This window comes from Aristaeella hokkaidonensis, assembly GCF_018128945.1.
Classification (GTDB): Bacteria; Bacillota; Clostridia; order Christensenellales; family Aristaeellaceae; genus Aristaeella; species Aristaeella hokkaidonensis.
In genome coordinates this window covers 1,595,051-1,606,536 of the sequence record NZ_CP068393.1, presented here as the reverse complement: position 1 = coordinate 1,606,536, position 11,486 = coordinate 1,595,051, and the positions used below count along the sequence as shown (strand labels likewise).

7 protein-coding genes are annotated in these 11,486 nt (G+C 53.2%); all 7 read left to right on the top strand.

Features of this window, described 5'->3' with window-relative positions; all coding sequences use genetic code 11:
- The first annotated feature begins 163 nt into the window (after positions 1-163).
- The 7 genes from JYE49_RS07320 to JYE49_RS07290 all read left to right on the top strand — a co-directional run bounded on the left by JYE49_RS07320 (position 164) and on the right by JYE49_RS07290 (position 11,426).
- Positions 164-700 carry a TetR/AcrR family transcriptional regulator gene (locus tag JYE49_RS07320; protein ID WP_093958172.1) on the top strand — a complete coding sequence of 179 codons (537 nt, stop codon included), beginning with the start codon at positions 164-166 and terminating at the stop codon, positions 698-700.
- 185 nt (positions 701-885) lie between these two features.
- Positions 886-2,637, top strand: a complete 1,752-nt coding sequence (locus JYE49_RS07315; protein WP_179217420.1) for an ABC transporter ATP-binding protein — start codon at positions 886-888, stop codon at positions 2,635-2,637.
- Entirely contained in the window at positions 2,634-4,355 is a 1,722-nt protein-coding gene (locus JYE49_RS07310) for an ABC transporter ATP-binding protein (RefSeq protein WP_093958170.1), read from the top strand. The genes JYE49_RS07315 and JYE49_RS07310 overlap by 4 nt, the downstream gene beginning before the upstream one ends.
- Positions 4,356-4,367: 12 nt before the next feature.
- Positions 4,368-5,501, top strand: a complete 1,134-nt coding sequence (locus JYE49_RS07305; protein WP_093958169.1) for a pectin acetylesterase-family hydrolase — start codon at positions 4,368-4,370, stop codon at positions 5,499-5,501.
- 26 nt (positions 5,502-5,527) lie between these two features.
- Positions 5,528-8,488, top strand: a complete 2,961-nt coding sequence (locus JYE49_RS07300) for a glycoside hydrolase family 2 TIM barrel-domain containing protein (protein ID WP_093958168.1) — start codon at positions 5,528-5,530, stop codon at positions 8,486-8,488.
- A gap of 64 nt (positions 8,489-8,552) precedes the next feature.
- Positions 8,553-9,353, top strand: a complete 801-nt coding sequence (locus JYE49_RS07295) for an FRG domain-containing protein (protein ID WP_093958167.1) — start codon at positions 8,553-8,555, stop codon at positions 9,351-9,353.
- 75 nt (positions 9,354-9,428) lie between these two features.
- Entirely contained in the window at positions 9,429-11,426 is a 1,998-nt protein-coding gene (locus tag JYE49_RS07290; protein WP_179217419.1) for a CotH kinase family protein, read from the top strand.
- Positions 11,427-11,486 lie beyond the last annotated feature (60 nt).

Here is an 11,486-nt window from a genome sequence, read left to right as displayed (position 1 = left end):
AGCAGCCATAAGTGCTGACTGGCTTGGAAACAGGATATGTACCGCCTTTTCTTGCCGGATTTGTATGAATCGTGTAAAATTTTACAGTGCTCCATCATCTCCCTGCGGGATCAGGAACTGAAGCACGAGAAGGGATTAACCTGGCACAAAAGGGGGCTGTCCTGTGGACCAGAGAAACGAATACTCGAAGAAGGCAATCCGCGAAGCGCTGATTCGGCTGTCCCGAACCAAGCCCTATACTGAAATTTCCGTCAGGGAGTTATGCCGGGAAGCAAAAGTGTCCCGCTCCACGTTTTACAACAATTACCGCTTTTTCAATGATGTGGTTGTGGAAATGAGCGAAGCATATATGGAAAAGCTCCGGGGCAGGCGCCTGACCAGGGAATTCTTTGATTCTTTGAAGGACGAAGGCGACGAGCTGAAACTGCTGCTGGACAGCGGTATGTTCGGGCGGGAATTCAGCCTGTATCTGCGTGAGATCGTTCAGGAAGAGATTTCGGCCATACATCAGCGGGATCCCGGGGATATCTCCGTCAACGTCGCTACGCTTTACCATGCTTTCGGTATCTTTGGCGTGCTGCAGAATCTGCTGGCTGTTCAGGGTGAACCGCGGATCAAAGAGGAGGTCTACCGAAGGGGAATTGACACGCTGATGGAGATCATAGAAAGCTTTACCGATCCGCCCTCTATGCTTCCGTAAACGCGGTTGGCGGCTGCGCGGGGGAATAGTATCTGGAGTTATTGAACACTTTTTCGTGTTTCGGTACGATAAAACCGGGATAGGTTTTGCTTCAACAATGAATATGATAGGATATCCGCAGGAAGAGTCGAAAACTGTTCGACGATTAATGCGGATATTTTTGATGAATGCTTGAGGGGATTCAAATGACAGAGACAAGGAATCAATCCATCTGGAAAAACTTTATCCACTTAATCCGACAGATCCGGCTGCCTGTTTTATTCCTTGCGTCTGCGTTTCTGCTCAATTTGGGTAAAGCTGCAATTGAGCTGACAATTCCTGAAAAAATCGCCGGCCTGGCTGACCTGGAGTTTACCGCCGTAAACAGTCCTGTGGTAAAAACCGCGGTCAGTATCTGCCTTACGCTTTTTGCCCTGGCCCTGGCAGAGTTTGTCGGCGGACTTGTTTCGACTTATATTACCTATATCGCCAAGGCACGCATCCATCGGAACTTTCAGGCGGCGGCTTCCCGCAAGGTGTTTTCCCTGACTGCCGCGGAGGCGGAGGCACGTGATCCCAAGGAATTCATCTCCCGCATCACGACGGATACCGGCTTTGTAAGTGATTTTCTGATTGATCTGCTGGTCATTGAGATTCCAAGACTGTATTTCATCACAAGTACGCTTGTGAAGGTTTCCCGTATGGGCAACGGGTCGCTTTTGCTTGGCTTTATCCTGATTATTCCGGTCATTGTTCTCGGCGCCCTCTGGTCCGGCCGCGTAACATACAAAAGCCAGACCCGGCTTCAAAACTCCATTGCCCGCCTGACAGCCAGGCTTGCCGAAAAGGTGGAGCATGTGGAGATCATCAAGGCATACAACAAGACCGAGGATGAGATTGCAGACGGAGACGGCTTCATTGACGAGATGAAGGCTGCGCAGAAGAAGACCACGATGGCCGCCGCTTTCAACCAGCTGATTGCAAACATCCTGTACGCAGTGCCGACGCTGATCATTATGACGGCCGGTGCAATCCTGCTTCTGGGCGGGGATATCACTACGGCTCAGTTTATCGCATACTTCGGCCTCGGCGCGACCTATCAGAAGTATATTGCGGACCATCTTACCCTGTGGGTGCTGGGCAAGAAAGCCCAGGGCGCAACACTGCGTATTTCTGAAATCCTGACGCTCAATGAGGACAGCGGCGGTGAACAGAAGGCTGGCCGGCCGGATGATCTCAGGTTTGAACATGTCAGCTTCTCCCGCGGCGGAACTAAAACGCTTTCAGATGTCTCCTTCACGGTGAAGAACGGCAGCAAGTTTGCCATTGTGGGCGGAAGTGGAGCCGGGAAATCAACGCTGCTGAACCTGATTGAACAGTTTTACCGTCCGGAGCAGGGCCGTATCACACTGGGCGGCGTGGATATACGCGAATTTGAGATCAGCAGCTACCGGAACCTGTTTTCCTATCTTCCGCAGAATGCCCCGGGCTTTGACGGAACCGTGCGCGATTTTCTTTGCTACGGATCCGGGACGCCTCATTCCGATGAGGAACTGAACAAGTTCCTGAAGGAAGTCGATATGCTGGAGGCAGTCGAGCTGAACGGCGGCCTGGATTACGAGGTCGGGCCGGGAGCGTCGAAGCTCTCCGGCGGACAGAGACAGCGGCTGGCCGTGGCCAGAATGCTGCTGGCAGGAACTAAAATGGTTCTTGCGGATGAGGCTACGAGCGCGCTGGATTATGAAGGGTCCGGGCGTATTGCTGCGCTGATCGACCGATACGCGGCAGGGAAGACAAGGATCATTGTTGCGCACGATCTTTCCACCGTGCAGGACGCGGACACGATCCTGGTGCTTAACAAGGGCCGTGTTATGGGCTGCGGATCCCATGAAGAGCTGAAGAACTGCTGTCCGGAATACCGGAGCCTGCTGTCGGCCGGAGAGGGGGCGAAACAATGAAGAACAAGTCCAGCCTTGCAATGGAAAACGTCACGATCAGGACGAAGAAGCCATTGAGAACCCTCTATCAGGGCGTGAAGCTGCCCGTGCTCCGTACCTTGTTCGGATCGCTGCTGTACCTGGTCGGTACACTGATTGTTGCGTCGCAGGCTGACACTGTGGCCGCGATCTCTGTCGGTAAATTCCAGAATTTTTCGCCCATTGTCACCTATGCACTGATGTGCATCCTCGGCTATGTGTTTTCCTATGCCAGCGTGGTGGCGGACCTCGGCTTTGTGGAGCTGGCGGCGGGGATCCGGAAAAAGATCTGGAAGAAAGTCATGCGACTCCCGTTCAGCTATTACGACCGTGAAAGTCCCAACCGGGTCTTAAGCCGCGTCACCTCAGACCCGGAGTATTCCTACCTGCCCTTTAAGCTGCTTCAACTCATTTTTACGCTGCTGGCTTTTCTTCCGATTGTCCTGGCGGGTGAGGCGGCCGTCGGTGAACTGACTCCGTACCTGCTCATCGGATTTATCGTTACCATCGGTATTATGTTTTTCTCCGCCCGCTTCAGCGAGCGGGGGGCTGTGTATGTGGCCGGAAAGCTGTCTGCTTTTACCGCGTTTCTCGCAGAACGTTTCGGCAGAATCCGCTTCATCAAAGCCATGAACAGCGAGGAAAAAGAGAATGCGGCCGGCCTTCGCTGCATTGAGGATCGCTACGAGGCGGACAAATACAACGCCATGGCCAATACCCTTGTGATGTTCGGCCAGACCTTTCTGATTTTCGTTCTGTTTACCGTTGCTTTTCTCATCGGCAGCATGCTGATCCGGAACGGCCGCGTTCAGTCCGGTACGACGCTGGCCGCGTTCTACGCTTACGGCAACAACCTGGTGCTGGTGTTCCAGTTCTTTGCCCAGTTCCCGTCCGTGTTCTCCGCTACAAAGGGCGGCAGCAAAAAGATCGTCTCCATCCTGGAGGAAGAAGAAGAGGATCCGGATCAGGGGAAAAGCGAGTTTACGGCAGCCGGGGATCTGTGTATGGATAAGGTCTCCTTCGGCTACAACGACAGGGAAGTTATCCACAGCGTCAGCACGCATATCCCCAAAGGAAAGATTACAGCCATTGTCGGCCCGAACGGCAGCGGTAAAACAACAGTGCTGCGCCTGCTGAACCGCCTGTATCCGGATTACGGCGGAAACATCCGGATCGGCGAGGCCGGAAACGAGGTGTCCCTGCGCGCCTGGCGTGACCGCTTCGGCGTTGTCAGCCAGAACGCCGGCCTTTTCGAAGGAAGTATCCGCGACAATATCTGCTATGGCGTCAGGGATGTTAAGGAAGAGGAGCTGCAGGCTGTCATCTCCCTGGCCTGCCTGGAAGACCTGATCGCCTCCCATGAGGGAGGACTCGACTTCAACGTCGGTTTCAACGGAGAGAAGCTCTCCGGAGGCGAACAGCAGCGCATTGCCATTGCCAGGGCCATGCTGAAGAATCCGGACTATCTGATCCTGGACGAAGCCACCGCCAATCTTGACCCCGTGACGGAGGAAAAGATCAGGGCAGGCATCCGGGCCCTTATACAGGGCCGGACAGCCATCATCGTGGCACATAACTACCGAACGGTAGCGGAAGCCCAGCATGTGATCGTGATGCGCAACGGAACCGTCGAGGATGAAGGAACCGTTGAGGAATTAAAGGACAGGAATGCATTTTTCAAGGCGTTTGCCGGGCATTGAGAGGAGAAGTCTATGATATTCAAGTATCTGGAATGGATTCGCCTGCTGTACGATATGAAGCGGTATCAAGAGGTGGACGACTATGACGGAACGGCCAGACCGGATCATCTTTTCAGGTTTTATCCGGAAGGCACCGTCTGCAGCGACGGCAGCCGCTATCACGGGCTGTTCCGTATGGGCAGGGAGAACAAACTGCTCATCATGCTGGACGGCGGCGGCTTCGCCTATGACAAATATACCGCTGCACGCCCCTCCGGCGATACATTCGATGAGAACAATCCGACCTTTTATGACAGCTGGTGCAAACCCAGCAAGGACGCCTATGCCCGGCTGGGCATGTTCCACGAGAAGAGCAAAAAGAGCCCCTTTTACGGCTGGAGTCTCCTGTGTGTACCCTACGCCACCGGCGATTTCCACGGCGGGGCGGGGGAGTTTACCTATACGGATCTGGAAGGGAAGGAGCGAATCTTCCGTGCTCACGGGAATATCAATTTGCATCAGTGTATCGATTTTGCAAAGCAATTCTGCCCGCATCCGGAGAAACTGGTTGTGCTGGGCAGCAGCGCGGGCGGTTTCGGTACGGCACTGGTCGGCAATGACATCCTGGAGAGCTTCCCTGACTGCGATGATTGTACCTGCATCGTGGATGGGGCAGCCATAGACTTTGCCTTAAAGGAATGTGCCGAGACGCTCTGGCAGGTGCCGGAATCCATCGGCGCAGCGCTTCATACCGGCGATCCGGTGGCTGACGGGCTGGAATACCTCTATGCGCATCAAAAAGGCAGGGTGAAGATCGGTTATGTGATCTCCCTGCGCGACTGCGTCCTGATGCGGTACCAGAACTTTATCGATACGAAAAAAGAGATGGGCTGGCCGCCGGAAGCAGGGGAACGTATGGAACGCATCATCTGCGGCACGGTGAAACGCCTGTCCGCCGCCATTCCCGACATCAGCTATTTCCTTTATAACTACAACTTCAACGATATCAAAGGGCGTCCGGTCGAATCCAACGGGGCGACTTCCCACTGCTGCCTCTGGATTCCGGAATTCATGCGCTTTGAGCGCGAAGGCTGCACCGGATTGCAGTGGGTCAGAAACGTGATTGACGGGGAAACCACGCAGATCGGCAGGAATCTGCTGACCTGAGCACCATCAGGGCGGAGGATCGGAACATGAAATATGTATTGAACACTGAGAATTATCATAACTTTGATATGATTCAGGACAATACTCTGCCTTCCAGAAGCTATTTCATCCCCTTCAGCCGAAAGGAACGGATGGAGGGAATAGAAACCAGGGAAAAGAGATACCGATCTGACAAGGCTGAGGTGCTGAGCGGTGAGTGGGATTTCCGCTTTTACCGGGATCCGAAGGAACTGCCCGCGGTGCTTGATACGGACAATCTGGCGTTTGACCGGATACAGGTTCCGTCCTGCTGGCAGTTTACCGGTTATGCAAAGCCATTCTATCTCAACACCCGATATCAGTTTCCGTTCAGACCGCCAGTGATTCCTACGACCGAAAAAACCGGCAGGATCTTCTTCACAATGGGCGCAGATACCAGACCGGGATTTCATTGGGTCACACCGGAGGATGAATACAATTCTGTCGGCGTGTACCGCCGTTTTATCCACATAACGGACAAGCCGGGAAAGGCCGTTATTTCTTTCCTGGGCGTGGCCAGCTGCATTGACCTGTACATGAACGGTGCTTATGTCGGCTATTCGGAAGGAAGCCACAATACCTGTGAGTTCGATCTGACCCCCTTCCTTACGGAGGGCGCGAACGAGCTTGTCTGCGTTGTTCATCGCTGGTGCACCGGAACATACCTGGAGTGCCAGGATATGTTCCGGAACAACGGTATTTTCCGGGACGTGCTGTTGTTCCTCTGTGATGAAACGGATATTTTCGATTTCTCTTTCGCGCCTTTTTATTCCGGGGGAAGATATCGCGCAGAGATCAGTGTACAAGGTATTGGCGCAGCATCCTGCCGGATCTCGCTGAAAGGTCCGGGCATTGAAAAAGAAGCGACACTTGCCATCTGCGGAGAACAATCAAGTATTGTCAGATTCGGAGACCTTGAGCCAGTGGAATGGAACGCCGAATACCCCGTTCTTTACGAGCTGCTGCTTGAAACCGAAAGCTGCGCGGTCAGCACGAAGGTTGGCTTCAGGCGCGTCAGCATTGAGGGAAATCTCTTTAAGCTGAACGGGCGTTTGCTGAAGCTCAAAGGAGTCAATCATCACGATACCACGCCCGGCACCGGCTATACGATGACCGCCGCGGAGATCGTGAGGGATGTGGAGCTGTGCAAGGAGTACAACATCGACACCATCCGCACCTCCCACTATCCGCCGGATCCGCTCCTGCTGGAACTGGCCGACGAACTGGGCATTTATATCATCGATGAGGCGGATATTGAGACGCACGGCGCCCAGACAATGACTTTTCCGCCTGATTTCAGCAGGATCAGCAAAAACCGCAAATGGGCGTCACACTATGTGAGACGGGCTGAACAGATGTTTGAACGGGACAAAAACCATCCGTCCATTATCATGTGGAGCCTGGGAAACGAATCCGGCGGGTTTGCCTGCCAGGATGAAATGGCGGCTTTTATCAAATCACGTTCCGAACTCCCGATTCATTATGAAGGAGCGGTACACTCCAAAAAGATTGCTTATGACGTGGCAAGCCAGATGTATCCCCCTGCCGGAGACCTGCACAGGATCGGCGAGGGAACGCATGAACAGAAAGCATTTCTGGACAGGCCGTATTTCCTTTGCGAATATGCCCATGCCATGGGACTTGGTCCGGGCAGCGTGGAGAGCTACTGGAAGGAAATCTATGCCTATGACAACCTGCTGGGAGGCTGCGTATGGGAGATGAATGACCACGCGGTCAGGCACGGGGACGGAAGCTATACATACGGCGGCGATCACGGCGAGTATATGCACGATGGAAATTTCTGCGTAGACGGGCTCTTCTTTCCCAACCGGACACCATCCTCCGGTGCGAAGCATATCCGGTTTATCTATCGGCCGATCCGGGTCAGCTATTGCGGTCAGAACCGATTTGAGGTCTTCAATACAACCGCTTTTTCTGACGGAAGCCGGTATTTTCTGCGTTTCTCCGCGGGCGGGGAGCTTTTCCATGAAGAAGCTTATTCCGTGCCGCCTCTCAGCAAAAAAGTCATTTGCATTCCACTGCCGGAGCATGACGGCGGAGCTGACTTTTTCGTCGATATAGAAACTGTGGATACAGTCACCGGCCGGACCGCGTCTGTCGAGCAGCTCATTCTGAACGAGTGTTTCCGAAAAGCCGGTGAGCTGAAAAGAACGGCGCTTCCGAAGGACTTTGCCGTGGATGCACAGGGACGTGTTTCATTCGGCACGCTGAATTCCGCGCGGGAGGATACACTGCTTTACCGGGCGGCCACGGATAACGACGCACTGCTTCTGGGAATGATTCCCCAGGCTCTGCATGTTCAGCGGTTCTATGACACAAAGGAAAAGATTACCGGTATCGACAGGGAAAGCGGGCGGATTGAGGTCAGGAAGGTTCTTGCCTGCGGAAAGCTGCGCTTTGAGGAAACAACAGCCTATACCGGCACCGAAGACGGCGTCCTTGTACAGTGCACGCTCCACCCGGTGAAGGGCAGGGCATTGCTCCCGCGATATGCCAAGGCGTTCCGCCTGGACAAAGCTTTTGACCGGGTATCCTACTACGGCCGCGATGGTGAGAGCTATGCTGATATGAAGGAGCATGCGCCTGTAGCTCATGTGGAATGCCGCGTGTCCGACATGACTGAACCCTATATCCGTCCGCAGGAATCGGGAAACCGGGCGGACACAAGGTTCGCCGCACTCTCGGATGGTCGGGAGACATACATTTTTGAGGCGGTCGGAAACGCGTTTGAACTGGGCATTAAACCCTATTCAGACCGAGAACTGATCTCAATGCGTCACCGGGAAGATATCGTTCGCAGCGGTACTTACGCGGCTGTTTCCCTGTTTCAGGCCGGGATCGGAAGCGGGAGCTGCGGACCGATTGCCGGCGATTCATACCAATACCCCATGACAAAAGACTTTCATTTTTCCTTCCTGATCAGAAAAGAAAGCGCGCGTTCGATCTGAACGCGCCACTTTTGTTTAGGCGTCCTTTATGATAAAATAATCTGTATGGAAGGAGTGAAACGGCATGATTCAGGAGATTAGGATTACGACACTGGAAGACCTGATGCCACTGCTTTCTGAACAGGATTACAGACCGGAACTGAAACGGAACCGGTCCGGTTTTCTGTACCGGGGAATGCCGGATTCCGAGTACAAAATGGCGACCAGCCTGAGCCGCTGCTGCAAGGAAAAACAGAAAACGCTGGAACCGGCTATCCTGAACAACTTTGCCAAATATGCTGTACGGGAGGATCCTACGGTAGCACGGAACGTCTGGTACCAGATGATTACCGGACAGCACAATGGCCTGCCGACAAGGCTGCTGGACTGGACCCATTCCGCACTGGTGGCGCTTCATTTTGCCATGACGGAGGAATGTCTGGAGGAAATGGACGCCCATGACTGCGTGGTGTGGCGGATTGACATGAACGAGCAGATTGAACATCTGCCGGAAAAGTACAGGCTGGCCATCGGCCGGGAACAGACGACGCTGTTTTCCGTGGAAATGCTGACAAAGATTACGGACAGCCTGTATCAGTACGACGAGGATATGGGAGACCGGTCCATGGTCATTATCGAGCCGCCGAGCACGAATGACCGGATTATTATGCAGTATTCCTTCTTCTCCGTGATCCCGATGGGTATGACGGACATAGAGGCTTTCCTGGATGCCCATACGCAGAATACAGTTAAATATGTGATTGACCGGCAGCTGAGATGGCGTGTAAGGGATATGCTGGACAGCCTGAACATCTCGGAACGTTTGCTTTATCCGGGACTGGAAGGGCTGAGCAAGTGGATCGCGCGGCACTATTATGTGAAATGAAAAAACTAATTCACAATTCATAATTCATAATTCATAATGATATATTGTTATACCAATACGAAAGGGGTCAGGCAGATGAAGATCAAACAAGGGGTGGGCATTGTCATCTGTCTGTTTTTATTTGCAGCTGTTCTGGGATTTGCCAGCGCAGCACGGGCGGATGTGATCATCAATGAGGTGATGGCCTCCAACGGATATTATGAGAACGGGCATGCCTGGGACTGGGTGGAACTGTACAACAACGGAGACAGTACGGAAAACCTGTCCGGCTGGGGCTTCACAGACAGCAAGAAGGATCTGTACAAGTTCACTTTTCCGGACGGAACAAAGCTGAAGGCAGGGGAGTACCTGACCATCTGGTGTACCGGAACGGAAAACAAAACGCCGGGCAAGGGCGATACATTCTATGCGGATTTCAAGATCTCTTCCAGCGGAGAGACGCTGCGGCTGACGGACGAGGACGAGGATGAAGTCCAGAAACTGAAGATGCCGGAACAGTACGGATGCGTGAGCTACGGCCTGCCTTCCGGCGGCGGGGAATACGGTTTTTTTGAAAAGCCCACACGGGGAAAGAAAAACGAGTCCGAAGCTTATACCCGGCGCCTGCAGGAACCGGAGATCGTGACAGCTGCCGGTTTCTATGAGGGCAGTGTGACAGTGGAGGTCCGGGGTGAAGAGGGTGCGGAACTGCACTATACCACGGACGGAGAAACACCCACGAAGAAGAGCAAGGTTTTTCCCAAAGAAGGCCTGACACTGAAAAAGACTACGCCGCTGCGGGTGAAAGCTTTCCTGGACAACGCTGTTTCCTCACCGGTGGCAGGGGCAACCTATTTCATTGACGACGCCCCGAAAACAGCGATTGTTTCCCTGATTTCAGACGACCAGTACCTGTTCAGCAAGAAAACAGGCATACTGACGAAGGGAACCGGCAGTATTCCGAATTACTCCAAAGGATATGAGTATCCGGTTCATATTGAGTATTTCAACAAAGACGGAAAACAGGAAATCAGCCAGACAGGCACCATGACCTGCTCCGGCCACAGCGCACGGATCAACAGCCAGAAGAGCATCGCCCTGTATGCCCGGAAAGCCTGGGGCGCGGATCAGTTTATGTTCAATCCGTTCCGGACAAGGGATTATGTCGGATATAAGAGTTTGCTGCTGCGGGCGGCCAACAGTGACTTTTCCGCCACGCGCCTGAGGGATATCGTAGCCAGCAGCCTGGCAGAGGGACAGGATATCCTGTACCAGGATCATGAAGTGATCCAGGTCTATATCAACGGCCGGTACTGGGGACACTACAACCTGCGGGAAAAGATCAACAAGTACTTTGTGGCGGCCTATGAGGGCGTGACAGAGGAAACGGATATTGACAATATTGATATCCTGGCCCGGACAGGAACAGACGAGTTCCTTCAGAACGGGGATAATAAAGACTGGCTTGAGCTGTGCGATTTCTGCAAGAAGAATGACCTGAACAAGCCTGAAAACCTGGCCTGGCTGGAGGAACGGCTGGACATAGACAATATGTTCACCCATGCCGCCTTTGAGATTATCCTGGGCAATGTGGACTTTACTAATGTCCGGGTATACCGGGTGCCCGGCGGCAAGTGGAAGTACCTGCTTTTCGACGTGGAAGCCTGCTGGCGGAACCTGGATCCCACACCGATTGAATACTACATCAAACCCCTGAACGCCAAGATCCAGGGCTTCCGGCATGAACCGCTGAACGCACTGTTCAAAGTGCCGGAGATGAAGGCGCGATTCCTGCAACGGGTGAGCGAACTTCTTTCCACCGTGTTCCGCTGGGACAATGTGGAAAAGCATTTTGATGACGTGATTGAAGTGCTGAAACCGATTCTTCCAAGACATATTGAGCGCTGGAAGAACATGAAGATGGAAAACTGGAAAAAGAACATTCACGCCACCAAGTATTATGCCCGGGTGAGACCCAAGAAGATTCCGGAAATGCTGAAAAAGGCTATGAAGCTGACGAATGCCGAAGTGGAGGAATACTTCGGAGAGACGCTGAAGCTGCTGGAAGAGACGAATAAAAAGCCGGAGGAATAATTCATAATTCACAATTCATAATTCATAATTATGAAAGGATATCCCGGACTATGGTTAATA